Below are 23,055 nucleotides of genomic sequence, written 5' to 3'. Positions count from 1 at the left end.
GGCGGCATGGAGGCCGAAGACGCCAAGCGCCTGAAGGAGCTGGAGTCGGAGAACAACCGCCTGAAGCGGCTGCTGGCTGAAGCGCACTTGGACATCGAAGCGCTCAAGGTTGGCTTCGGGGTAAAACGTTAGCCCCGCAACGCAAGCGCGAGGCGGTCCGGCGCATGCTCGAACTCACGACGTTGAGCGAGCGCCGGGCCTGCCGCCTTGCGGGGCTGTCCCGCGATGCCTTCCGCCATCCGCCCGAACAGACGCCTGCGACCCAGGCGCTGTCGGCGCGCATCATCGAACTGGCGCAGGTGCGCCGCAGGTTCGGCTATCGCCGCCTGCACGGTAATCCCCCCACCCATTAGCAGACGCCAGAGGTGGAATTTTCTCGTACGCTTTCCCGAGGAGGTTCCATGAAGAAGTCCCGCTTCACCGACAGCCAGATCATCGCCGTGCTCAAGCAGGCCGAGGCCGGCACGCCCGTGCCGGAACTGTGCCGCGAACACGGCATCAGCTCGGCGACGTTCTACAAGTGGCGCAGCAAGTTCGGCGGCATGGATGCGTCGCTGATGTCCCAGCTCAAGGAGCTGCAGGACGAGAACCGGCGGCTGAAGAAGATGTACGCCGAGGCACAGCTCAGTGCCGACCTGCTGAAGGAGGCGATGTCAAAAAAATGGTGAGGCCATCTCAACGCCGGGAGATGGCCCGATCGGCGGTGGAAGGCGGACACACGAACATCCGGCATGCCTGCCAGACGTTCGAGGTGAGCGAGACCTGCTACCGCTATCAGGCGAAGGCGTGCGAGGAGAACGCACGGATCGCAGACTGGCTCGTGCGGCTGACGACAGCCTATCGCGACTGGGGCTTTGGCCTGTGTTTCCTGCACCTGCGCAACGTCAAAGGCTTTGGCTGGAACCACAAGCGGGTCTATCGTATCTACCGCGAGCTGGAGTTGAACCTGCGGATCAAACCGAAGAAGCGCCTGGTACGCGAGCGGCCCGAGCCGCTGGCGGTGCCCGATGCGATCAACGAGGTCTGGTCGATGGACTTTATGCACGACCAGCTGAGCGACGGGCGCAGCTTCCGGCTGTTCAACGTGCTCGACGACTTCAACCGCGAAGGACTGGCGATCGACGTCGACCTGTCGCTGCCATCGGCGCGGGTGATCCGGTCGCTGGAGCAGGTCATCGAATGGCGCGGCAAGCCCAAGGTGATCCGCTGCGACAACGGCCCTGAATACATCAGTGGCGCCCTGCTGGGTTGGGCGGAGCGACATGGCATCCGAATCGAGCACATCCAGCCGGGCAAGCCGCAACAGAACGCCTACGTCGAACGCTACAACCGCACCGTGCGCTACGCCTGGCTTGCCCGGACGCTGTTCGACTCAATCGAGCAAGTGCAGGACAAAGCCACCCGCTGGCTATGGACTTACAACCATGAGCGCCCGAACATGGCGTTCGGCGGGATCACCCCGATGCAGAAACTGGCACTTGCCGCTTAGCTCCACTTTTGCTGTCCGCTAAAAGCGGGGGGATTACCGGGGCAGGTCATCCTCGGGAAAGCGTACGAGAAAATTCCACTTCTGGCGTCAGCTAACTGGCGGGGGGATTACCGGCTTGCCAACGACACATCCATTCCAGGTTTCCACGCAACCCCTTGTTAGAATGGAGCGCAATGAAGACGCACTCCCGAGTTAGTCCCGCCTTCCTGCTCGCCGTGGCGATTTGTGGTTGCTCCGATCCCCAGGGAGTGAAGGCCGCCCAGGCCACCGAGGGCAATCGCCCACTCAATGCAGGGCGGATCGCCTCATCGGTTCCGAATGACCAGGGGATTGAGGTCGACGGAAAGCCGAGGGCTGTCCCGGTATCGCGTTTTCCCAGTTGCGAGCACATCAAAAAAGCGCTTGGGCCTGCTGCTGCGGCGTTGGTGGAACTGCCAGAGACCGAGAATGGCCCTTATAAAGACCGGTACGACGAAGGCGTCAGCTGCGGGTGGGTTACCAAGCAAATGAAAAATGGGAGCTTGGAGCTCGATCAGTACGGAGGGCTTGCGATAGGCGTGACGAAGATGGGTAGGCCCTATGTCGAGGCCGACATGCGCCAGTCTGGTTTTGTCATCGCCGATACCAGGGCGGCTAGCATCGGCGCCTACGTACTGAGTCTTGATGGCAATGATTTCAACCCCGAAGATCAACTCGGCCCAACGGGCGTCCAGGTGATCATCGGTGACACGGCGGTCGTTCTCACGTCCAGCGGCTTGGTTTTGCAGAACAACGTCCCCGAACTCGCCGGCCTGACCAACGACTGGGCGATCGGTGCTGGCGTCAATGTGTGGAAACTCATGAAGTAATTATGAGTCGAATCCCCAACATTGAAACCACAGGCAGGGTCGACTTACAAACTTCGGTAAGATTGGACTGCGGCTGTTACGGCACTTGTTGCTGATTCGCTTTGGGTCTTCCACCAAAAAAGGGGTCAGAGAACATTTCCGTTTGAAAAACGCTGCGGCTTGGGGGTGTCTCGGGGAAATGTTCTCTGACCCCCTTTTGATCGGTGCACCGACTGATGAGGCCTGGTCTGCTCGGCATTGTGGGCTATGCGCCGTCCACGCCTCGAACTGCCCGGCATCCCCCAGCACATCACCCATCGCGGGGTGAACCGAGGGGCGACCTTCATCGATGACGAAGACTTCGCCGCCTACCTGCAGGCCCTGGAGTTGACCTCGCGGGAGCAGGGCGTCGCCATCCACGGCTACGTACTGATGACCAACCACGTGCACCTGCTGGTGAGCGCGGAGGCGGCCGGGGCGGTCTCGCGGATGATGCAGGCGTTGGGCCGCCGCTACGTGCGGCCCTTCAATGCGCGCTACGGCCGGACGGGGACGTTGTGGGAAGGGCGGTACAAGTCCTGCTTGGTGGACAGTGAGAGCTACCTGCTGGCCTGCCTGCGTTACATCGAACTGAATCCGCTGCGCGCCGCGATGGTGGCCGAACCGTGGGCGTATCGCTGGTCCAGCGTGCACGCACATCTGGGGCTTCGAACCGATGCCCGCCTGACGCCGCATGCCGGGTACCTCGGGTTGGGGCGGAACGCCGGCGAACGGGCGGCGGCGTATCGATGCCTGTTGATGGACGGACTGTCGGACGAGGTGCTTGCAGACATTCGATCGCACATGCGGCAGGAGCGCGCGTTGGGTTCGCCTGCGTTCCAGTCGATGGTGGAGAGGGCGCTGAATCGACCGGTGGGCGTGCGGCCCCAAGGGCGGCCGCGCGGCGATTCAAACGCAAATGTTCTCTGACCCCTTTTGGAATGGTTCCCCCATAATCTCGACGCCTTGCCTGCCGACTCCCAGGTAGCCCCGAATGCCCGTGCGGGATCCAGACGATCAGTACCTCCGCGTCGCCATGATGGTCATGCTCTCGCTGGCCCTGCTGGCGGGCGTTTGTGCGACGGCGATCCACTGGCTGGGCCCGGTGCATCGCCCGATGGACCGGGTGCTTCCGCCCGTGGCCAGCGCGCTGTTTGCCGGTCTGCTCTGCGCGCTGTGGCGGCGGCCCGCGTGGGTGGGCGCTATCACGCGCATCGCCCTGTGCCTGGCGGCCCTCGCGCTGATGGCGCCGGCGTGGCTCTACACGGTGCAGGCAAGCCTGTCGCCGGAGCTGCGGCTGATCGACACGCTGCCGCCGATATCGTCGCTGTTCGCCGTCTTCATGGCGATGCTCATGATCTTCGTGCCGGGGCGGCGCGCGTACGTCGCCGCTGCGGTCGGCTGGCTGTTGGTGGCGTCGCCGGTGCTGGTCTACCTGCTGACCCACCGCGAGGAACTGTGGACGCCGCGTGGCGTGGACCTGGCCATGGCGTTCGGGCCCGCCAGCCTCATGCTGGTGGTGCTGCTGCCCGTGCAGCGCGGCCTCACGGGGAAGATCCGGCGGCTGGCCTCCGAGCGCGACGGCATCGAGGTGCAGTTGCACCGCGACCCGCTCACCGGGGTGCACAGTCGCCTGTTCGGCGAGCGCGTGCTTCGCGACGTGTTGGCGCGCGGTGGCACGGCCGGGTTGGTCATGCTCGACCTTGATCGCTTCAAGGCCATCAACGACACCTACGGCCATCCGGCCGGCGACGGCGTGCTGCGGGCCGTGGCCGCGAGCTGCGAGCGCCTGCTGAGGCCGAGCGAGTGCATCGCGCGCTGGGGCGGCGAGGAGTTCCTGGTGATCCTGCCGGATGTCAATGCGGCGGCCCTGCATGGCATCGCCGATCGCCTGCGCGTGGCGATCGCGGCCGTGTCGGTGGTGCCGGTCGCGCAGGTGACGGCCTCATTGGGCACGGCCGTGCTGCATCCCGCCGACACCCTAGACACCGCGCTGCAGCGTGTCGACCGGGCGCTGTACCGCGCGAAGGAACTGGGCGGTGACCGCGTTTGCGCCAGTGAAGGAAGCGAGGATGATCAACTGCAGTCCCTGGGTGCATGTGCCCCCTAAGGTTCGCGGCGTCACATCGCCCGCGCTGGGTGACCTGCATGGGAATGCCGGGAACTTCGGCCCTGGCTTGACGTGACAGCGCGCAGGCCTGGACGGGCTGCTTGCAGTCTTCGTCGCCGAACGGGTGGCCGACCTTGGTGATAGCCCGGTTCGCCGGTTGGGGATCGCTTGATTCCCCCAGTCCGGGTTTTCTCCCGCGTGTAGTATTTCCGGATTCTTTCCGCGGGCCGTCTGGACATGCATCGATATTCCCTTGCGTTGGCGTTGGCGGTGGCGACCGCCCTGAGCGCCTGTGGCGGCGATCGCAAGGAGGCCGCCAATGTCGCAGGCGCGACCCCTGATGCCGCTGCCGCTGGCACGGATGCCGCGGTTCCGGTCGACGCCGCGGATGTGGTCGCAGAGCCCGCGGCCGCCCCCGTCGCGCTTCCCGAATGGTTCCCCACCGACGTCTACCTGCCCGCCGACCATGTGGTCGTCGAGGTCAATGAAGACGATGGCGCGCACGCGGTCGAACTGCGGACCCGCGGCGAGGTGTTGAACCTTGCGGGGCAGGCACAGGCCGCGATGTTGGCCGCGGGTTGGACCGAGAACCACTATTCGCCGGTCGACACGCGCGGCGGCGCGAGCATGTACTACCGCAAGGGGGACCGCAGCGCGACCCTGGCAATGGCCTGGGCCGGCGACGGCCAAGTCCGGCTGATGTACAACTTCGCCACCGTGGGCGGGGTGCAGAAACCCGAAACGGGGTCAGGTTCACCTGCCCAATAGCGTCGAGCGACTTCGGCGGGCCAAAAAGGAGTCAGGGAATATTCCCGCGCTCGAGTCCGCGCTGCGCCGCGTGCCCCCGACGGCGATGTCATTTGCGGACGTCAAGTAATTCCACCTCGAACACCAGCGAAGCGCCCGGCGGGATGACGCTGCCCGCACCACTGCTGCCGTAGCCGAGCGCGGCGGGGATGCGGAGCTCGCGCTTGCCTCCCACCTGCATGCCGGCAACGCCTTCGTCCCAGCCGCGGATGACGCGGCCCGCGCCCAGCATGAACACGAACGGCTGGCCCCGGTCGCGGGAGCTGTCGAACTTCTGCCCACGCTTGTCGGCCGCTTTCTGGTCGTAGAGCCAACCGGTGTAGTGCACGCTCACTTCGTCACCGGCCATGGCGACAGCGCCCTGTCCCGTCGCCACATCGATGCGCTGCAGTTCGGTCACGTCGCCACCGGTGTAGGACGGCGGCTGGCTGCAAGCGGTGAGCAGCAGGACGGACAGCGTTGCGGTCAGGCGAAGTGCGCGAGAGGCCATGGCAGTTGTGCGGTGGATGGCGGGACAGCATACGTTGCGAGGCAGGAAGGGCGGTCGCCTGTTTGCATGCACGCATCAAGAAATCAAAGGGCGGGAAGCGCGCACTGACGCTTCGCGACGGCTTCCGCCGGGACGGCCGCCGCGAACCTTAATCGTCCCTGACACCCGTTTTGCCATCTTCACCACGCATCAACGTTCTCCGGTGTCAGCTTCACGCGGGGCAGAACGCCGGCAGGAGCGCCGCGCTGTTGTTCCACCATCAACCGAAGGAGATTGGAGATGCCTCTGAACAATCGACACCTGGCGAATGCGCGCCTGCTCGGCGTGGCCCTCGTCGCCGCCGTGGGCCTGTCCGCCTGTGCCACCTACGATGACGACTTCGCGCGGGTCAACTCGCGCCTGGATCAACTCGACACGCAGGTGCAGGGCGCGGCCCAGAGTGCTGAATCCGCCAACCAGGCCGCACAGCAGGCCAACCGGCGCCTGGATTCGTTGGAAGGCCGCGTCCAGCAGCTTGAAACGGCGCCGCGCCGCACGCCGCGCGGTTAGTCGCGCTTGCACGATTCGCGCCGCATGGCACGAACCGGAACCCGGTGGTCCTTGACGACCACCGGGCTTCGGCGGTCATCCGTTCTTTCGAGGTACCGTCCCATTCGTACTCGCACACATTCCGCGATCCGGGCGTTGCCCGCTGCGTTCGTATTGGCCTTCGCGTTCGCGACGGTCGGCGTTGCCCACGCCGCCGAGGATGCCCCTGCGCCGTCGGCCGCGGTTGCAGACCAACTTCCTCCGGGCCAGAAGGTTTCCGATACGGTGATCGAGCTTGCGGGCTGGGTGGTCGCTTCGAAGGACAGCCAGGGTTATCCCTTCGTGATCATCGACAAGGCCGCGGCGCAGGTGCTCGTCTTTGGTGGCGACGGCCGCGCGCGCGGCGCGGCGCCTGCGCTGTTCGGATCGGCGATCGGCGACCATTCGGCGCCCGGCATCGCCGGGCTTGCGCTGCGCGAGATCCCGGGCCGCGACCGCACCACGCCTGCCGGTCGCTTCATCGGCGGCTTCGGCCCATCCATCGACGCGGGGCGGGTGCTGTGGGTGGACTACGATTCCGCGGTCTCCATGCACCCCACCGCGACCGGCGTTCCCGCCGAGCGCCGCGCCGAACGCCTGGCATCGCCTACGCCGGACGACAACCGCGTCACCCACGGTTGCATCAACGTCTCCCCCGAGTTCTACGAGCAGGTCATCCGACCGACCTTCGAGCGGGGAGGGATGTTCTACATCCTGCCGGACAAGGCGTCGATCGCGGAAACCTTCCCCGAGTTCGCGCAAAGCCGCGCCCAAACGGGCTCTGGGTCACACACCCCGTAGCCACGGGTGAACCGACCAGTCCCCTCGCCGTATGCCGCAGATCACCGAGGCACCATCGGCAACAACGCGTTGATGCGGGTGGCGGCGATGGCGGCATGGCCCACCGCCACCGCGATCTGGTTCAGGCCGCTGACCACGTCACCGATGGCGAACAGGCCGCGCTGCGCGGTCATCTGGTCGCGGTCCACGATGATCTCGCCGCTGTCCGACAGGGTGGCGCCTGCGGCGACCGCAAGCCGCGCGGCGGTGCTTCCACCCAGGAACGGGTAGAGCGCATCGAACACCAGGCGGGTGCCATCGGCCGACGTGGAGCGGCAGTGGTGCCCGTCGAACTCCAGCGCCACCCCCGGTGCCAACAGCTGCACGCCGGCATCCACCGCACGGCGAACGTCTTCGCTGCTGTCGGCGTCGTCGCAGGGCAGCAGGTAGACGCGGTCGCTGTAGGCGCGCAGGAACAGACCGTGTGCGCCGATGTCGCGCGCCGAGCCGTACACGCCGATGCAGCTGTCGCGCGCTTCAAAGGCATCGCAGACAGCGCACAGGCGGATGGCCCCGCAGGCGACGGCATCGCTTATCCATGGCGCGCCCGGCAGCTTGTCGACGATGCCGGTAGCCAGGATGACGCAGCGTGCCTGCCACTGCCGCGTTCCGCTGGCGAGTACGAAGATCCCGTCCGGGTCACTCGGTGCCGCGATGTGCTCCACTTCCGCAGCCTCGAACCGCGTCCCGCAGCCCATCGCCTGTTCCCGCATGCGCCGCAGCAGTTCGCTGCCGGAAACGCCGCTGGGAAAACCGGGGCAGTTGTGGCTCTCGGGAATCCACTTGGCGCGGCTGTTGCCGGCATCGATCACCACGCAGTCGCGCAGGAACCGGCACAGGTAGGTGGCGGCGGTCAACCCGGCCGGGCCGGCGCCGACCACGGCAACGTCGCAGGTGTCACTGGTGTTGGGCATCTCCATCTCCTGCCGCGGGTCGCCGGCAATTCATGGTCGCAGTCCGCACGCAACGCGATCAGCGCAGGCTGACGTCAGCCACCTTGTCCTGCGCGTCCTGCTTCGGGTCGATGCCCGGTGAGCGGGCGCGAATGCCCGTCTTCGATGCCGTCCACGCCCACCATGACGGTGCGGTCGGACCTCAGCGCCTTCCAGAATTTCTGTTCCAGTTCGCGATCCTTGCTGGTGGCCACGGCGTTCGTCCCAAAGTGATGTCGGAACCGGTGTTGTAGCGCAGGCGGGTGAAGCGGGCGTGGAAAAACTTCGCACCGCCGGCCGTGTCGCCAGCCTGTTCGGGAAACGGCCGCCTCGGGCTACTGGAATGGCGCTGCGCGGGTGGGGCGGCTATCCACGCGCTCGCAGGAAGTGAATCTGACCCGCTGCACCGCACTACACTGTCGCCATGGCGAAAAACTACGAACCCCCCCTCACCGGCGACGGGCACAGCCCGCTCTATCGTGTCGACAAGGCGATCAAGCTGGCCCAGCAGCGGCTGGAGGCGGCGATCGACGCGAAGCGTCATCACACCAGCCAGAACCTGGCCAACGAAGTGGTCAAGGAAGCGCGCGACGCACTGCGCAAGGCCGAGCAGGAGCGTGCGCTCAAGCTTCTTGAGCTCAAGCAGAAGTAGTCGCAACACAAGGCCCATGGCGACGTGGGGCCTCGCATCGGCGGTGTTGCCGCGGCTGGCCGTGCACGGGGCGCCTGCGCAGGTGACGCCGGTCTTCACCGTGTCCAGACGTGGACGCGCGATGATCGGGCCAAGTCCCTGCAGCGAGGCGCCCGCATCGATCACACCTATCCGACGTGGCACGCTCACTCGCGGGTGAACGCGTTCACATCCGTCGTGCAGCGTGATGCCGCGCACGCATTGCCGATTCAGGCGGCCGCTTTTCTTGATTCCGCGCAGTTGCCGCCGATAGCTTGAGGTAGCCGGGTGGCCTCGCCCGTGAATAGCCAAATGACGACAAACGCTCACCAGCCCCTGCCGCGCACCGACGCTTTCAGCAATCCGCTGGAAGTGGGGCGCCTGCTGTCGCATCTGCTGCAAGCGGAGTCGCTGCCGGCGCTGGCCCAGGGCATTGCGCAGGCGCTGGCCGATGCCGGTGCGGGCGCGACCTCGGTGGCATGGTGGACGGCGGACGGCGGCAGCGGAATCCAGCCTGCCGGCCCGGTGGCCCCACGTGATGCTGCGTTGCTGGAGGCGCTGCGCGCGGGGACTGAAGGTATCGATGAGTTCGCCGGGCACCATGCGCGTCTGCTGGCGCGCGATGCCGGTGCCGGGATTGCGGTGCTGCACGCCGGCCAAGCCAACAACGGCCCGCTGGAGGCAGCCTGCGCGCTGTTGGCGCCGGTGGCCGAGGCGGTCCTGGAAGCGCGGCACCTGTCCGGATCACTGCGGGCGCTGGCCCGGTCCGAGCAGTTGCAGGCGGCCCTGTTCCAGATTGCCGACATGGCCAGTTCCGGCATGGAGCTGAACGCGATGCTGCGCGAGCTGCATGCCATCGTCGGTCGGTTCATGTACGCGGAGAATTTCTACATCGCGTTGTACGAGGAATCCAGCGACGCGCTGCGCTTCATTTACCTGGTCGATACCGTCGACCCCATCATCCGCGACGCCGACCAGTTCATCCCGATGTCTGTGATGGACAAGGGCTTGACCTGGTACTGCATCCGCGACCGCCGCCCGTTGATGGGGTCGGTACCCGACATCCGCAATCAGGTGTCCGGTCCTTTGCGCGACATCGGCGAGGACTGCTTCGACTGGCTGGGAGTGCCGATCCTGGTGGGTGAAGCTGTCCGTGGCGTGCTGGTGGTGCAAAGCTACATGGAACGCCCGCGGTATACCGCGGCGGATCAGGCGCTGCTGGCGTACGTGGGCAGCCACATCCTGACCGCAGTGGACCGCAAGCTGCAGCAGGAAGAGCTGGAGCGGGGCGTGGCCGAGCGCACGCATGCGTTGACGGTGGAGATGCAGGAGCGGCAACGCACGGTCCGCATCCAGGAAGCGCTGTACCGGATCGCCGAGCTCTCCCATACCGCCATCGACCCGGACGGCTTCTACCAGGCGGTGCACGGGATCGTGGGCCAGTTCCTGGATGCGCGCAATTTCTACATTGCGCTGCTCTCCCCGGACGGCCAGCGGTTGCATTTCCCGTACTACGTCGACGAGAACGGCGGTACCGCGGAAAGCCGTCCCGTGGGTAATGGCATTACCGAGTACGCCATCCGGCACGCGAGGCCGCTCTTGGTGGACATGGATGATCCTGCCACCCGCGCCCGCATCGAGGCATTGCAGGCCAGCGGCGAGCTGGGCCTCATCGGCCGTCAGTCCATGGCATGGCTGGGCGTGCCGCTGGTCTCGGGCGACCGCGTGCTGGGGCTGCTGGCGGTCCAGAACTACGCCAGCGGCCACAGCTACAGCGCGGCCGAGCGCGACCTGTTGACCTTCATCAGCTACCAGATTGCCAGCGGTCTGGAGCGGCAGCGCGCAGCGGCGGAGCTGAAGGAAGCCAATGCGGACCTGGAGCGGCGGGTGCAGGCGCGCACGGCGGAACTCTCCGAGCAGATCCGCGTGCGCGAGGACATCGAGCGCCAGTTGAAATACCAGGTGCTGCACGACCCGCTCACCGGGCTCCCCAACCGCGCCTATCTGCGCGACCAGTTGTTGCGTGCGCTGGCCCACCAGCAGCGCGAGCCCGGGCGTGGCTTCGCGGTGCTGTTCATGGACCTGGACCGGTTCAAGGTCATCAACGACTCGGTTGGCCACCTGGTGGGCGATGCGCTGCTGCGGGAAGTGGCGGCGCGATTTACACACTGCGTGCGCGCGGGCTGCGACATGGTGGCGCGGCTGGGGGGCGACGAATTCGCGATCCTGATGGACGTGACCGGCCCCGATGCGGCAATGCGCATGGGCCAGCGGATCGTGGAGGCGATGAAGGCGCCGATCCGGGTGGAGGGCAAGGAGCTGTTCAGCAGCGTCAGCGTCGGCATCGCGATGAGCGCGCCGCACTACACCGCGCCCGACGAGCTGCTGCGCGATGCCGACATCGCGATGTATCGCGCCAAGGCCGGTGGCCGGGACCGGGTGGAGGTGTTCGACGAAGCGCTGCACGCGCAGGCGCTGCAATTGCTGGAGATGGAGAGCGACCTTCGGCGGGCGATGGAGCGGGCTGAGCTGGTGCCTTGGTTCCAGCCGATCGTCCGCTTGTCCACCGGCGAAACCGTGGGCTACGAGGCGCTGGTGCGCTGGCAGCACCCGCAGCGCGGCGTACTCTCCCCGGCGGAATTCCTGCCGGTGGCCGAGGGCAACGGCAGCATGGAAGCGCTGGACTGGGCAGTGTTCACCCGCACCTTGGAACTGCTGCCCAGACTGCTCATGCCGGGCCAATACGTCAACGTCAACTTCTCCCCGCGGCACTTCCGCTCGCCGGGCCTGGTGGAGCGGCTGATGGGTCTGCTGAAGGCCCATCAAGTCTTGCCATCCCAGGTCCGCATCGAAGTGACCGAGGGCGCGTTGCTGGAGAACGCGGAGAAAATCGGCCAGGTGTTCTGTCAGCTGGCAGACCAGGGCGTCATGGTGGCGCTGGATGACTTCGGCACGGGTTATTCCTCGCTGAGCTATCTGCACCGCTTCAGGATGCACACTCTGAAGATTGACCGTTCGTTCATTTGCGATCTGTCGCCTCACGAAGAAGGTCGCAGCACGGCCGTAGTACGCGCCATTCTGGCTTTGTCGCAGGCCCAGCGGATGGAGGTTGTAGCCGAGGGCATCGAGACGGAGTCGCAGCGCCAGGCCCTGTTGGCACTTGGTTGCGAGCTGGGCCAAGGATATCTGTTCGCTCGGCCAGCACCTCTCTTAGCGAGGGAACCAGGGTTGGACGGACGGCTGCAGGAATGCGCGGAAGGTTCCTGAAACGGTTGCCGTTCCAACCCCGCCCGCGACCGGTACGGGCTGCTCTATCGCCAAAAAGGGAAGAGGCGAGCTCCCGAATTCCTCTGCCTTCCTCCGTACCTGGGGCAGTGCCAGCGCGCCGCTGTACCGCCTAGATTGGGTCAGCCGCCACTTGCGATTCCCCGCTGGCAATGGCGACGCAGTCGCGGCCGGCGTGCTTGGCTTCGTACAGGGCGGCGTCGGCGCGGCTCAGCAGCGTTTCCGCGGACTCGCTGCCACGGTGCGCGGCCACGCCGACGGAAAACGTGACCGGCTGGCCGGCAAGCAGCTGGTCGCGCACTGCTGCCTGCAACCGCCACAGCACCTGCTGCGCCTGCGCCGCAGTGGCGCCGGGCAGGACCAGCAGGAATTCCTCCCCGCCCCAGCGGCCCAGCACGTCGCCTTCGCGCAAGAGCTGCCGCACCAATTCGGCAAACCCCACCAGCACGGCGTCACCGGCAGGGTGGCCCAGCGTGTCGTTGATGCGCTTGAAGTGGTCCAGGTCCACCATCGCGATAGTCACTGGCAGCAGGCCGCGGCGAGCGTGGCGGGTGTTGGTGGCCAGTGTTTCCAGCATGGCGCGGCGGTTGGGCAGCCCGGTGAGCTCGTCCGAGACGGCCAAGCGCTCGACTGCGGCCAGCGCGTCTGCCAGCTGCGCGCGCTGGTCGCGCAGCTTCTTGCGCAGGGCCGACAGGCGCGCGGTCACCAGCGCGAAAGCGGGCAGCACCACGGCGATCATCGACAGGTTGTAGAGATCCACCTGCAGCGGCGACGGCGGTTGCGCCGGGTCGATCCAGGCCGGCAGCCATTGGCGGATGGCGACCGCCGAGGCGAGGCATAGCACGGTAAACAGCGTCAGCCAGCCGATCTGGCGGAACCGCAGCCCGTAGGCGGCGAAGTCGAAGACCACCATCAGCGGGAACAGCGCCGCGGTGCGCATCGGTCCGCAGATCACGTAGCCCCAGTTCACGGCGATCACGCCCATCGAGAGTTGCCACTGGGTCAGCGCGGGGTCGGCGAAGCGCTCGCTCCAGCCGCTGCGGATGGCCGCATAGCCCGACAGCAACACCACCGTGACGAAGCTGGACCAGCCAAGCAAGGCGCCGAAACGCATCCACCCTTGGTCCACACCGGCCACGAGCAGGACGGCGGTGCCGACGTACACCACGCACGCGATCAGCCAATGCAACAGGAGCAGGCGCCGGCGCGGGTACGGGCTGGCCAGCAGGCCAAGCCAGCGACGGCGCGAGACAGCCTGCGATGGCTGGGCAAGGGGAGTGGGTGCCATGGGGCCAGTATCCCCGATGCAGCAAAAAACGGGATCAAAGGCCGACCGGACAGCAGCGTGGTGCACGCATACGAAAACGCGCCGATGCCGCAATCATGTGAAGACGATCCCAGCTGGGTAACCCGACACCGGTCGCGTTTTTTTGCTGGACTGGACGTTCGGGTTTCGGGGACGATGGCGGGGTATGTCCGCTCCCTCCACGCCGTCCGGCACCCTGCTGCAGCTGCTGCCCGAGGCGGTGGTGCAGGCGGACGCCCGATGGGAGGTCACCTATCTCAATCCGGCCTGGCACAGGGTCACCGGTCATCCGGTGGAAGCGGTGATCGGCCGGTCGTTGCTGGGGTTCGTGCATCCCGACGATGTCGGTACTTTCCGCGCAGGCATGCCGGTGTTCCGGCTGCGCTTCGCCGATGGCGAGTACCGCTGGGTACGGCTGCAGCTGCACCCGGAGTCGGACGCTGCGGGGCGGGTGATCAGTCGACAGGGGGTGCTGATCGAGATCACCGAGGTCACCGAGCAGATCCTGGTGGAGGTGCGCCAACGCTTCCTGCGCCTGCTGGAAACCATCGACGGCGTGGTCTGGGAAGCCGAGCGGGGCATCGGCAATACCTTCCTGAGCCCGCAGGTCGAACGGCTGTTTGGCTACAGCGTGGAGGAGTGGCGCTCCGATCCCGGGTTCTGGCGCACGCATGTGCATCCCGACGATCTGGCGGAGGCACTGGCCATCGACGATGCCGCCTACAACGCCACCCACAGTTACGCCTACGAAATGAGTTACCGGCTGACCGCCAAGTCCGGCAAGGTGGTGTGGGTGCGCGATCTGTGTCGCGCCGTGGTCGAGCCGGGGCGGCCGAACCGCATGATCGGCCTGATGATCGACGTAACCCGGCAGAAGAACACGGAGCTGGAGTTACTGCGCTCCGACAACCGCTATGCGCTTGCCACCCGCGGCTCCAATGACGGTATCTGGGACTGGGATCTGCGCACCGATGCCCTGCACGTGTCCGAGCGTTTCCACGAGATCCTGGGGCTGGAGGACACCCCGCACGTGCACGACGGCGGCTGGCGGTTTTTGCAGCAGCGCATCGATCCCGATGACCGCGGGCGCGTGCAGGCGGCCTACGGCAGGCACCTGGCGGGGGAGCGCGCGAATTTTTCGGTGGATTTCCGCGCCTTCCACGGGTCGGGGCGGCTGGTCTGGGTCAACTGGCGCGGGGTCGCGCAGTTCGAGGACGGCGTGGCGGTGCGCATGGCCGGTTCGCTGAGCGACCTGGCGGAACGCGGCAGCTCCTATGACGGGCTGACCAATCTGCCCGGGCGGCCGCTGTTCCGCGAGCGCCTGGCGCATGCCATCGAGGCGTACCGCGACGAGGCCGCAAGAGCCGAGGCGCCGCCGACGCTGGTGGGCACCATGATGTTCGCCGTGCTGCTGTTGGACCTCAACCGGTTCAAGGCGGTCAATGACACGCTGGGGCACCATGCCGGCGACCAGCTGTTGCAGCAGGTCGCGCGCCGGCTTGAAGCCTGCGTGCGCACCGGCGACCTGGTCGCCCGCATGAGTGGCGACGAGTTCAATGTTCTGCTCGAAGCCATCGAGCCTGCCGAAGCGTTGGAGCGCGCCCGGCAGATCGTCGCAGCGCTCGAAGTGCCCTACGACATTGGCGAGCACACCGTGGCCAGCGGGGCCAGCATCGGGCTGGTCACCAGCACGCCCGGCATGATCAGCGTCGATGACTACCTGCGCGCCGCGGACGCCGCCATGTATGCGGCCAAAAGCCGGACATCGGGTGTGTGTGTTTTCCCGGCCGAAGGGAGCGGGGAAACACAGCCAGGCTGAGGCGCCTGCGTTTCACGGACGGGTGGCGTCGGAAATCGACTTCTGGCTTGAGAAGCAGGGCAGCGGCGACGCGATGGCGCTATGACGAGAGCCATCGCGACGCAGCGAAGCGGTGTCGTCTGGAGTGAATTGTCAAACGAGCGACTTACCGTACTGCCGCGGCATTCTTGGCGATTGCCTTGTCCGCGATCTCGGTGATCTGCTTCTGCGCTGCGGCATCCTGTATCCCTTGCGCCAGCTCTCTTACCGCAAGTGCAATCAGTACCTGGTTCGCGGGGCGGCGGCCCCACTCCGGATCTTCCCAGTGACCCTTGAAGTAGTCGGTGATCTGCAGGATGAATTCCAGACGTGAATTGACGCGCTTGACGGCCATTGCAATCTCCTTGAGCAGCAAAGTGGGCTGCATCTGTGGCAACGCTGGCTGCCCGGGGAACAGGACATGCGTCGAAGCAAGGAAAAGGTGTCAGGCCCCGTTTCACGGTTTCACACCGTTTCACGGGGCGCGCACTATTGCCCCGTTTCAGCGCGCCAGCCACAGCCGCAGGCGCAGGCCGTACTCGCTGGTCCAGCCGCTGGTGGCCAGGCGCATGCGGCCATCGGAGATGATCGCGATGGTCGGGGTGACGCCCACGCCCAGCGCATGGCTGATCGCGCCGTCGGGGTCATTGACCACCGGGAAGGTCAGCGCGTGCTCGCGCATGTAGGTATGCACCTGGGCGTCGGTGCCAGACTGCATGGCCACCGACACCACCCGGTAGCCGCTGCGGTGCAGGCGCTCGATGGCCGGCGAGGTGTGGCGGCAGTAGCCGCACCATTCCGCCCACACGTAGAGCACGGTCGGCTGGCGCTGCGTCTGGAAGTCCACCGGCCGGCCCTGCGTGGTGATGAGACGGGCTACCGCGACGGCGCGCGCATCCGGTGCGCGATACCAGTCCAGCGCGGCGATGAACGCCAGCAGCAACAGCAGCTGGATGGCCAGGCGGCGCAGGCGCGCGGACCAGCGCTGGCGGTCGGGGAGGGGTGGGCTGCTCATTGGCCACCAGTATCGGCGAACGCCCCACGCATGCGTTCAATGGTCGCGCCAGCGTCTGCCGCAAGTCGCGTTCATGCGCTGGAGGCGCCAGCGACGCGAGTCCGCATCGACCGTAGCCATCGGCCCAGGTCCAGAACAAGGACCGCGAACAAGGGCAGCGCAACCGCGACGGCCAGCAACTGGCCCGGTGGCCGCACGAAGCCGAACAGGGCGGCCACCGCCGGATGCAGGATCGCCAGCGCCAGCACCGCGCTTGCGGCAGCCGCCACGATCCAGAACGCGGCATTGGGCGTGCGCAACGCGCGCCAGATCGAGCCGCCCGAGCGGTGCAGCAGGATCAGGAACAGGTTGCCGGTCACTATCGCGGTGAACGACAGCGCCGCCAGCTGCGCATCCGGCAAGCCCGCGCGGACGCCCAGCAGGTAGGTCAGGGCGACCGCCAGGAACATCACCAGTCCCTGCCCGAGCGAGGCGAGCAGGGTGGCCCGGTCCAGCAGGGGGTGATCGGCGGGGCGGGGTGGGCGCCGCATGATGTCGTCCGGCGGCGGCTCGCGCTCCAGCACCACCGAGCAGGCCGGATCGATGATCAGCTCCAGCATCACCACGTGCAGCGGCATCAGCATCGGCGCGGAGCCGGTGAGCAGCGGCAGCAGCGCCATGCCGGTGATCGGTACGTGCACCGCCAGGATGTAGCGCGCAGCGCGGGCGATGTTCTCGTAGATCGTGCGGCCCATCCGGATGGCGCGTACCACGCTGACGAAGTTGTCGTCCAGCAGCACGATCGACGCGGCTTCGCGGGCCACGTCGGTGCCGCGGCCGCCCATCGCGATGCCCACGTGCGCCGCCATCAGCGCGGGCGCGTCGTTGACCCCGTCGCCGGTCATCGCCACCACGCCGCCGCGTGCCTTCAGCGCTTCCACCAGCCGCAGCTTGTGTTCCGGCCGCACCCGCGCGAACACGCTGGAGGAGGCTAGGCGGTCGGCCAGGGCGGCGTCGTCGCAGCCGTCCAGCGCATCGCCGTGCACCACCCCCGCATCGGTGTCGATGCCTGCCTGCTGCGCGATCGCGCGGGCGGTGCCGGCGTGGTCGCCGGTCATCATGATCACGCGCACGCCGGCCGCGCGCGCCTCGGCCACGGCATCGGGCACGGCGGCGCGCAGCGGGTCGGCGAAACCGACCAGGCCCAGCCATTCCAGCGCGAACGTCGTCGGGTCCTCCGGCAGCGTTGTGCTGGCCGCATCGGCCATGCGCCGCGCCGCAACCGCAAGCACCCGCAGGCCGCGCTGCGTCATCGCGGCCAGGCGCGGCTCCAGTTCCGCTTGCGTCGGCGCCGAGCCCGGGCACATCGCCGCGATGGTTTCCGGGGCGCCTTTGGCGGCGATGAAAACCTCGCCCGCATCCGTGCGCCAGGCCTGGATGAAGGCCGGGCGCTGGCTGCTCAGCGGGTAGTCGCGCAGCCGCTGCCAGCCCGGCGGCTGCGCCGGCATCTGCCGCTGCGCGGCCGCGTCCAACAGCGCACTGTCCATCGGGTCATGCGACAGCGGCGGGCAGGCCAGGCGTCCGGTTTCCAGCGCGCGGGTGGCATCCGCCGCGTCCAGTTCGGCTACCGCCATCCGGTTTTCGGTGAGGGTGCCGGTCTTGTCGGTGCAGAGGATGCCGATCGCGCCCAGCGCCTCGATCGCGGGCGCGCGCCGAACCAGCGCGTTGTGCCTGGCCATGCGCCATCCGCCCAGCGCCAGGAACACGCTGAGCACCACCGGGAACTCCTCGGGGATGGTGGCCATCGCCAGGGTGATCCCCGCCAGCACCCCTTCCAGCCAGTTGCCGCGAAGAACGCCGAACAGCACCACTACCAGGACGCAGGTGGCCAGGCTGACGGCGGCGAAGATCGCCACGATCCGGCGCATCTCGCGTTGCAGCGGCGTGCGTTCGGTGACGATCGACTGCAGCGAGCGGCCGATGCGTCCCACCGCAGTATCGACGCCCACCGCGACCACCTCGGCGGTGCCGCGCCCGCGCACCACCAGCGTGCTGGCGTGGACGATGCCGGCATCGCCCTCGGCGCCCGCCTGCCGCGCTACCGCAACCGACTCGCCGGTGAGCAGGGATTCGTCGACGTGCAGCTCGGCGGCCTCCAGCACGCGCGCGTCGGCGGCCACCCGGTCGCCTTCCTCCAGCAGCAGCACGTCGCCCACCACCAGCTCCTGCGAGGCAACCACCGTGGCGGCGCCATCGCGCAGGACCCGCGCCCGCGGGCTGCCGAGGTCGCGCAGCGCCTGCATGGCCCGCTCGGACTTGTATTCCTGATACAGGGTCAGGCCCATGACCAGCACCACGGAAGCGACCAGCAGGGCAGCTTCTCCGCGATCGCCCAGCAGCATGTACACCAGCGCCGCGGCCAGCAGCAGCAACAGCATGGGTTCGCGCAGCACCTGGCCGGCGAGCGCCAGGCCGCCCTTCCGGCCCCGCTCGGGCAAGACATTGGGGCCGTTGCGCGCCAGCCGCGCGGCGGCTTCGGCAGAGGTCAGTCCGGGCATGGGTGCCACCTTCATCAGATGATCCGAGTATGCGGACAAAAGCTTGCCGGGAACATTTCACCGAGGGTGGATGCTTGTTCGCCGTAATTGCGCGCGCTTGCTTCTGTGGCGGCAGGTCTTCCGGCTCGGGCATGCGAGGAAGGCCATCCAGCTGCCGCCCGTTGCTACCCTTGCCCCACTTCCGCAACGGATTCGAACATGGATAGAAGGCGATTCCTCGGCACGGCCGTGCTTGCGGGTGCGGTGTTGCCGTTGCTGGGCACGCGCGGAGCGATGGCCGCCCCGCATGGGCAGCTGCTGGCGGCGGGGCTGCGCAAGGGCGATACGGTGGGGCTGGTCAGCCCGTCGTCCGCGGTCAACGAGCGGCTGGCGTTGCAGCTGGCGCAAGAGGCGATGGAAGCGCTCGGTTTGCGGGTCAGGACCGGCGCGCATTACGGCGGTCGCTACGGGCATCTGGCGGGAACCGATGCCGAGCGTGCGGGAGATCTGAACGCGATGTTCGGCGACCGCGAGGTCAAGGCCATCGTCTGCGTGCGCGGTGGCTCCGGCGCGGCACGGCTGTTGCCGTTGCTGGACTACGCGCTGATCCGCCGCAACCCCAAGGTGCTGCTGGGTTACTCCGACATCACCGCGCTGCACTGCGCGATCCATGCCAAGACCGGGCTGGTCACCTTCCATGGCCCGGTGGGAACAGGCAGCTGGAATCGCTTCAACGTCGACCAGTTCGAACGGATGTTCTTCCAGAGCGAGCTGATGCAGTACCAGAACAGCCGCGACGCCGGCGACGAGCTGGTGGCGCGCCGCAACCGCACCCAGACCCTGCGCGGCGGCAGGGCGCAAGGGGCGCTGGTGGGCGGCAACCTGACCGTGCTCACCGCGCTGGCGGGTTCGTCCTACCTGCCGGACTTCAACGGCAGGATCCTGTTCCTGGAGGACGTGGGCGAAGCGCCGTACCGCATCGACCGCATGTTCAGCACGCTGAAGCTGATGGGCGCGCTGGACAAGATCGCCGGCTTCATCTTCGGCGACTGCAGCGACTGCAACCCGGGTGATGGCTATGGCTCGCTGACCCTGGACCAGATCTTCGACGACTACATCCTGCCGCTGAAGATCCCCGCCTATCGCGGCGCGATGATCGGCCACATCCGCGAACAGTTCATCGTGCCCGTGGGTGGCAGGGTGGAGCTGGACGCCGATGCGGGCACGTTCCGCCTGCTGGCGCCGGTGCTTGCGGCGCGCTGATGCGGGTGCCTGGATGACGCGGCAGGCGGTGGCGCGTCGGTGGTTCCGGTGACGCTGATGGCTGTAGCAGCGGCCTCCTGACCGGCCAGCTGCTCCGGTCGCGCATGGTGCCGGCGGGCAACAAGGGGCAAAATTGCGGTCCTCGCCTGCAGGCCCCGGAGCCCCCATGACCCCGCTTGCCCACCACGTTCCCGATCCCGCGCAGGCACCGGCCGGCACCATGTTGACCATCACCCGGCCCGACGACTGGCACCTGCACCTGCGCGACGGCGCGCAGCTGCAGTCGGTGCTGCCGCACACCGCCGCGCAGTTCCGCCGCGCCATCGTGATGCCGAACCTGCGTCCGCCGGTCACCACCACGGCGCTGGCGGCGGCGTACCGCGAGCGCATTCTGGCAGCGCTGCCGGCGGGGGCGGACTTCGAGCCGCTGATGACGCTGTACCTCACCGACAACACGCCGGCCGAGGAAATCCTGCGGGCCAGGGCCAGCGGCTTCGTGCACGCGGCAAAGCTGTATCCGGCCGGTGCCACCACCAATTCGGATTCCGGCGTCACCGACCTGAAACAGGCCTACGCGGCGCTGGAGGCCATGCAGGAGGCGGGCTTGGTGCTGGCCATCCATGGCGAGGTGACCGATCGCGACATCGACGTGTTCGATCGCGAGAAGGTATTCATCGAGGACAAGCTCATCCCGCTGCGTCGCGATTTCCCGGGGCTGCGGGTAGTGCTGGAGCACATCACGACCAAGGACGCGGCGGACTACGTGCGCGACGCCGAGGGCGAGATCGCTGCGACAATCACCGCGCACCACCTGCTGTACAACCGCAACGCCATTTTCACCGGCGGCATCCGCCCGCATTTCTACTGCCTGCCGGTACTGAAGCGGGAAGTGCACCGGCGTGCGCTGCTGGAGGCCGCCACCAGCGGCGATGCGCGCTTCTTCCTGGGCACCGATTCGGCCCCGCATGCACGCGGCGACAAGGAAGCCGACTGCGGCTGCGCGGGCTGCTACACCGGCCTGCACGCGCTGGAGCTGTACGCCACCGCGTTCGAAGCTGCTGGCCGGTTGGACCGCCTGGAGGGCTTCGCCAGCCACTTCGGGGCCGACTTCTACCGCCTGCCACGCAACACCGGCACGCTGACTCTGCGCAAGGGCGACTGGGTCATCCCGGCCGAGCTGCCGTATGGCGACCGCACCATCGCGCCGCTGGCCCACGGCGAAACGCTGGGCTGGCAGCTGCACGGCTGACCCGTCCGCCACGTCGCTTTGACGGCGCGTTGGGGTATCTTCGCGCTCCTGTCCCCCACAGGTCGTTTGCATGAAAGCCACCGTTGTCTGTCTTGTCACGCCGCATGTCATCCGGGTCTTGGACCTGGCCAAGCAGGCCGAGTCCGGCACCAACGTGGATTGGCACCTGCGTGATGCCGTGGCCCGGACGGTGGAGGACCTGAGCCAGCAGTTCAACGCGCGCGATCTGCTTGCGGCGTACGTGCATGGGCTTGAGACCGCCGCCCGCGACCTGGGGCCGGGCCGCAAGCTCTATTCGGGCATGCTGCAGTCCGCAGCGGGGATGGCCGCGCGGGAGATCGAGCGGCTGGCCTGAGCGGCCGGCGCGGCGGAAGCACCTCAAGGTTTCGACGCGTGCCAGGCGTGGCGGGTCACGCGTCGCTGGCGCTCAGCCTGGGACTGCTGGCCGTGCTGGTGGTCGCCGGTGGATCCTTGGCCAACGGTTACCAGCCGGCCACCGGTATTCTGGATCTGTTCGGCACCCGGTGGGTGCTGGAGGCATTGAATGATGCAGCTGCCCCCCAGCACGGTGCGGCCAGCCTCCACCAGCACCGGGAAGCGCTTGAGCGGCCACACCCCGCCCAGCTTGGCGGCGTTGCCGCCTTGCTTCAGATGGCGGCAGGACGAGGACGGAAGCGCTTACGGGCGGGGCAGGGCGGCGCTCATCCAGTGCTTTGGAAAGGCAGGGAGCGGGACGGCATCCGGGCGGAAGGCGCTCCGCCGAGGGGCCCGGCTCAGGTCGGCGCGAACGCCTTGGTCGTCTTCTTGTCCTTCTTTTCGGCCTTCTTTTCCTTCATCGTCTTGGCCGGTTTCTTCTTTTCCTGCTTCTTCTGGTTCATGCCCTTGCTCACGTGCATCTCCCTGGCTGTGCGTTGGTACGGCTGCGGTTGCAGCCGGTCTTCAGAGTATGCGCCCGCGGACGGGCGGGGCAGGTGACAAGCCGCTCGAAAGTCGAGGGGAGCCAGCCAGTGGCCTAGAACCGCTCGCCCACCGGCAGATAGCGCCATGCGCCGACCGGCATCTTCGCCAGCGATACCTTGCCGATCCGCAGGCGGCGGATCGACACCACCTCCAGCCCGACCTGCGCGCACATGTCGCGCAGCTGCCCGCCCTGAACGCCCTTCAGGGCGAAGCGCAGGCGCACTTCGTTCTGCCAGCTGACCTTGCACGGCGGCAGCGCCCGGCCGTTGTAGTGCAAGCCGTGGTTGAGCCTGCGCAGGCCGTAAGGGGCGATCTCGCCGCTGACCTCGACCACGTACTCCTGCTCGATCTCGTCGCCGTCCTCGGTGAGCCGGCGCCACACGCGGCCATCCTGGGTCAGCACCATCAGGCCGCTGGATTCGGCGTCCAGGGGCACCAGCGGGGTCAGCCGGTGGAAGTGGCGTTCCAGCATGCGCACGCCGGAAGGGTCTTCCGGCCAGCGCGTGTCCGGTCGCACCAGGGCTGCGGCCGGCTTGCGCCCGCTGATGGTGTCGTAGCCCACCGGCTTGTGCAGCAGCACGGTGGCCGGCTCCACGGCCTCCAGCCGCGCTTCGTCATCCAGCGTCACCTCTTCGCTGGACACCGGCTGCGCGGGATCCTCGACCAGGCGCCCATCCACCCGCACCCAGCCGTTCTTGATGTAGTGCTCGGCGTCGCTGCGCGAGCAGGCGGCGAGGTCGGCCACGCGTTTGGCCAGTCGAACCGGATCGGACATGCGGCATTGCCGGAAAAGGGGACAGCCAGTGTAGCGATCAGGCACTCTATCGCGCTGGATTCGCGATTTTGATCTTTC

Annotated in this window: 20 protein-coding genes and 2 pseudogenes; 14 read left to right on the top strand and 8 right to left on the bottom strand. The window is 67.3% G+C overall.

Annotated elements, in window-relative coordinates; genetic code table 11:
* The 6 genes and pseudogenes from G582_RS18370 to G582_RS0101910 all read left to right on the top strand — a co-directional run.
* Positions 1-332 (top strand): annotated as a pseudogene (locus G582_RS18370) (IS3 family transposase); the annotation flags it as partial.
* Between the two features lie 69 nt (positions 333-401).
* A protein-coding gene (locus G582_RS0101930) for an IS3 family transposase (RefSeq protein WP_248642636.1) occupies positions 402-1,489 on the top strand; the annotation gives its coding sequence in 2 pieces (ribosomal slippage) (positions 402-654 and positions 654-1,489; 1,089 coding nt in all).
* Between the two features lie 173 nt (positions 1,490-1,662).
* Positions 1,663-2,337 (top strand): hypothetical protein, encoded by a 675-nt coding sequence (locus tag G582_RS17785; protein WP_156880198.1) that lies wholly within the window; start codon positions 1,663-1,665, stop codon positions 2,335-2,337.
* Positions 2,338-2,583: 246 nt separating this feature from the next.
* Positions 2,584-3,285 (top strand): transposase, encoded by a 702-nt coding sequence (locus G582_RS0101920; protein ID WP_038052420.1) that lies wholly within the window; start codon positions 2,584-2,586, stop codon positions 3,283-3,285.
* A gap of 115 nt (positions 3,286-3,400) precedes the next feature.
* Positions 3,401-4,465 carry a GGDEF domain-containing protein gene (locus G582_RS0101915; RefSeq protein WP_169380537.1) on the top strand — a complete coding sequence of 355 codons (1,065 nt, stop codon included), beginning with the start codon at positions 3,401-3,403 and terminating at the stop codon, positions 4,463-4,465.
* 237 nt (positions 4,466-4,702) lie between these two features.
* Positions 4,703-5,233, top strand: a complete 531-nt coding sequence (locus G582_RS0101910; RefSeq protein WP_156880196.1) for a hypothetical protein — start codon at positions 4,703-4,705, stop codon at positions 5,231-5,233.
* Between the two features lie 88 nt (positions 5,234-5,321).
* On the opposite strand, the gene G582_RS0101905 is transcribed toward G582_RS0101910, so the two are convergent.
* Positions 5,322-5,762 (bottom strand): FKBP-type peptidyl-prolyl cis-trans isomerase, encoded by a 441-nt coding sequence (locus G582_RS0101905; RefSeq protein ID WP_028838389.1) that lies wholly within the window; start codon positions 5,760-5,762, stop codon positions 5,322-5,324.
* A gap of 279 nt (positions 5,763-6,041) precedes the next feature.
* Here G582_RS0101905 and G582_RS0101900 point away from each other — a divergent pair, with 279 nt between their 5' ends.
* Complete coding sequence (locus tag G582_RS0101900; protein WP_028838388.1) at positions 6,042-6,311, top strand: membrane protein; 270 nt, start codon at positions 6,042-6,044, stop codon at positions 6,309-6,311.
* 153 nt (positions 6,312-6,464) lie between these two features.
* Positions 6,465-7,130 (top strand): L,D-transpeptidase family protein, encoded by a 666-nt coding sequence (locus G582_RS0101895; RefSeq protein ID WP_028838387.1) that lies wholly within the window; start codon positions 6,465-6,467, stop codon positions 7,128-7,130.
* 41 nt (positions 7,131-7,171) lie between these two features.
* Here the strand turns inward: G582_RS0101895 and G582_RS0101890 are convergent, their stop codons facing one another.
* Positions 7,172-8,083 (bottom strand): NAD(P)/FAD-dependent oxidoreductase, encoded by a 912-nt coding sequence (locus G582_RS0101890; protein ID WP_038052466.1) that lies wholly within the window; start codon positions 8,081-8,083, stop codon positions 7,172-7,174.
* A gap of 116 nt (positions 8,084-8,199) precedes the next feature.
* A pseudogene (locus G582_RS17780) lies at positions 8,200-8,316 on the bottom strand (pyridoxamine 5'-phosphate oxidase family protein); the annotation flags it as partial.
* A 209-nt stretch (positions 8,317-8,525) separates the two neighbouring features.
* Here G582_RS17780 and G582_RS0101880 point away from each other — a divergent pair.
* Together G582_RS0101880 and G582_RS15055 are read left to right on the top strand one after the other, a co-directional pair.
* A complete protein-coding gene (locus G582_RS0101880; RefSeq protein ID WP_028838385.1) occupies positions 8,526-8,753 on the top strand; it encodes a hypothetical protein in 228 nt (75 codons plus the stop codon).
* Positions 8,754-9,083: 330 nt separating this feature from the next.
* Positions 9,084-12,038, top strand: a complete 2,955-nt coding sequence (locus tag G582_RS15055; RefSeq protein WP_051246452.1) for an EAL domain-containing protein — start codon at positions 9,084-9,086, stop codon at positions 12,036-12,038.
* 130 nt (positions 12,039-12,168) lie between these two features.
* Here G582_RS15055 and G582_RS0101870 read toward each other — a convergent pair whose 3' ends face one another.
* A complete protein-coding gene (locus G582_RS0101870; protein WP_028838384.1) occupies positions 12,169-13,344 on the bottom strand; it encodes a GGDEF domain-containing protein in 1,176 nt (391 codons plus the stop codon).
* 184 nt (positions 13,345-13,528) lie between these two features.
* On the opposite strand from G582_RS0101870, the gene G582_RS0101865 reads away from it, so the two are divergent.
* Complete coding sequence (locus G582_RS0101865; protein ID WP_028838383.1) at positions 13,529-15,181, top strand: sensor domain-containing diguanylate cyclase; 1,653 nt, start codon at positions 13,529-13,531, stop codon at positions 15,179-15,181.
* Positions 15,182-15,326: 145 nt separating this feature from the next.
* On the opposite strand, the gene G582_RS0101860 is transcribed toward G582_RS0101865, so the two are convergent.
* The 3 genes from G582_RS0101860 to G582_RS0101850 all read right to left on the bottom strand — a co-directional run bounded on the left by G582_RS0101860 (position 15,327) and on the right by G582_RS0101850 (position 18,766).
* On the bottom strand, positions 15,327-15,554 hold the full coding sequence (locus tag G582_RS0101860) for a hypothetical protein (RefSeq protein ID WP_156880194.1): 228 nt from the start codon (positions 15,552-15,554) through the stop codon (positions 15,327-15,329).
* Between the two features lie 147 nt (positions 15,555-15,701).
* On the bottom strand, positions 15,702-16,214 hold the full coding sequence (locus G582_RS0101855; protein ID WP_028838381.1) for a protein disulfide oxidoreductase: 513 nt from the start codon (positions 16,212-16,214) through the stop codon (positions 15,702-15,704).
* A 71-nt stretch (positions 16,215-16,285) separates the two neighbouring features.
* The gene (locus G582_RS0101850) at positions 16,286-18,766 is read right to left on the bottom strand and encodes a cation-translocating P-type ATPase (protein WP_051246449.1); all 2,481 of its coding nucleotides are present in this window, start codon (positions 18,764-18,766) and stop codon (positions 16,286-16,288) included.
* A gap of 183 nt (positions 18,767-18,949) precedes the next feature.
* Here G582_RS0101850 and G582_RS0101845 point away from each other — a divergent pair, with 183 nt between their 5' ends.
* The 3 genes from G582_RS0101845 (at position 18,950) to G582_RS0101835 (ending at position 21,597) form a co-directional block, all read left to right on the top strand.
* A complete protein-coding gene (locus tag G582_RS0101845) occupies positions 18,950-19,993 on the top strand; it encodes a S66 peptidase family protein (RefSeq protein ID WP_028838379.1) in 1,044 nt (347 codons plus the stop codon).
* 166 nt (positions 19,994-20,159) lie between these two features.
* Positions 20,160-21,242: a dihydroorotase gene (gene pyrC / locus G582_RS0101840; protein WP_211219270.1), complete on the top strand. Its 1,083-nt coding sequence runs from the start codon at positions 20,160-20,162 to the stop codon at positions 21,240-21,242.
* Positions 21,243-21,312: 70 nt separating this feature from the next.
* A complete protein-coding gene (locus tag G582_RS0101835) occupies positions 21,313-21,597 on the top strand; it encodes a hypothetical protein (RefSeq protein WP_156880192.1) in 285 nt (94 codons plus the stop codon).
* Between the two features lie 657 nt (positions 21,598-22,254).
* Here the strand turns inward: G582_RS0101835 and G582_RS0101825 are convergent.
* The gene (locus tag G582_RS0101825) at positions 22,255-22,977 is read right to left on the bottom strand and encodes an rRNA pseudouridine synthase (protein ID WP_028838376.1); all 723 of its coding nucleotides are present in this window, start codon (positions 22,975-22,977) and stop codon (positions 22,255-22,257) included.
* Positions 22,978-23,055: the final 78 nt, after the last annotated feature.

Origin of the sequence: Thermomonas fusca DSM 15424 (assembly GCF_000423885.1) — a bacterium.
GTDB lineage: Bacteria > Pseudomonadota > Gammaproteobacteria > Xanthomonadales > Xanthomonadaceae > Thermomonas > Thermomonas fusca.
The sequence above is the reverse complement of the archived record's forward strand: the minus strand, read 5'-3'. Positions and strand labels throughout refer to the sequence as shown.

What these genes read in the sequence shown, in the direction of transcription:
- G582_RS17785 (WP_156880198.1), top strand. Translation starts at nt 1,663, where the DNA reads ATGAAGACGCACTCCCGAGTTAGTCCCGCCTTCCTGCTCGCCGTGGCG.
- G582_RS0101920 (WP_038052420.1), top strand. Translation starts at nt 2,584, where the DNA reads ATGCGCCGTCCACGCCTCGAACTGCCCGGCATCCCCCAGCACATCACC.
- G582_RS0101915 (WP_169380537.1), top strand. Translation starts at nt 3,401, where the DNA reads ATGCTCTCGCTGGCCCTGCTGGCGGGCGTTTGTGCGACGGCGATCCAC.
- G582_RS0101910 (WP_156880196.1), top strand. Translation starts at nt 4,703, where the DNA reads ATGCATCGATATTCCCTTGCGTTGGCGTTGGCGGTGGCGACCGCCCTG.
- G582_RS0101905 (WP_028838389.1), bottom strand. Translation starts at nt 5,762, where the DNA reads ATGGCCTCTCGCGCACTTCGCCTGACCGCAACGCTGTCCGTCCTGCTG.
- G582_RS0101900 (WP_028838388.1), top strand. Translation starts at nt 6,042, where the DNA reads ATGCCTCTGAACAATCGACACCTGGCGAATGCGCGCCTGCTCGGCGTG.
- G582_RS0101890 (WP_038052466.1), bottom strand. Translation starts at nt 8,083, where the DNA reads ATGCCCAACACCAGTGACACCTGCGACGTTGCCGTGGTCGGCGCCGGC.
- G582_RS0101880 (WP_028838385.1), top strand. Translation starts at nt 8,526, where the DNA reads ATGGCGAAAAACTACGAACCCCCCCTCACCGGCGACGGGCACAGCCCG.
- G582_RS15055 (WP_051246452.1), top strand. Translation starts at nt 9,084, where the DNA reads ATGACGACAAACGCTCACCAGCCCCTGCCGCGCACCGACGCTTTCAGC.
- G582_RS0101870 (WP_028838384.1), bottom strand. Translation starts at nt 13,344, where the DNA reads ATGGCACCCACTCCCCTTGCCCAGCCATCGCAGGCTGTCTCGCGCCGT.
- G582_RS0101865 (WP_028838383.1), top strand. Translation starts at nt 13,529, where the DNA reads ATGTCCGCTCCCTCCACGCCGTCCGGCACCCTGCTGCAGCTGCTGCCC.
- G582_RS0101860 (WP_156880194.1), bottom strand. Translation starts at nt 15,554, where the DNA reads ATGGCCGTCAAGCGCGTCAATTCACGTCTGGAATTCATCCTGCAGATC.
- G582_RS0101855 (WP_028838381.1), bottom strand. Translation starts at nt 16,214, where the DNA reads ATGAGCAGCCCACCCCTCCCCGACCGCCAGCGCTGGTCCGCGCGCCTG.
- G582_RS0101850 (WP_051246449.1), bottom strand. Translation starts at nt 18,766, where the DNA reads ATGAAGGTGGCACCCATGCCCGGACTGACCTCTGCCGAAGCCGCCGCG.
- G582_RS0101845 (WP_028838379.1), top strand. Translation starts at nt 18,950, where the DNA reads ATGGATAGAAGGCGATTCCTCGGCACGGCCGTGCTTGCGGGTGCGGTG.
- pyrC (WP_211219270.1), top strand. Translation starts at nt 20,160, where the DNA reads ATGACCCCGCTTGCCCACCACGTTCCCGATCCCGCGCAGGCACCGGCC.
- G582_RS0101835 (WP_156880192.1), top strand. Translation starts at nt 21,313, where the DNA reads ATGAAAGCCACCGTTGTCTGTCTTGTCACGCCGCATGTCATCCGGGTC.
- G582_RS0101825 (WP_028838376.1), bottom strand. Translation starts at nt 22,977, where the DNA reads ATGTCCGATCCGGTTCGACTGGCCAAACGCGTGGCCGACCTCGCCGCC.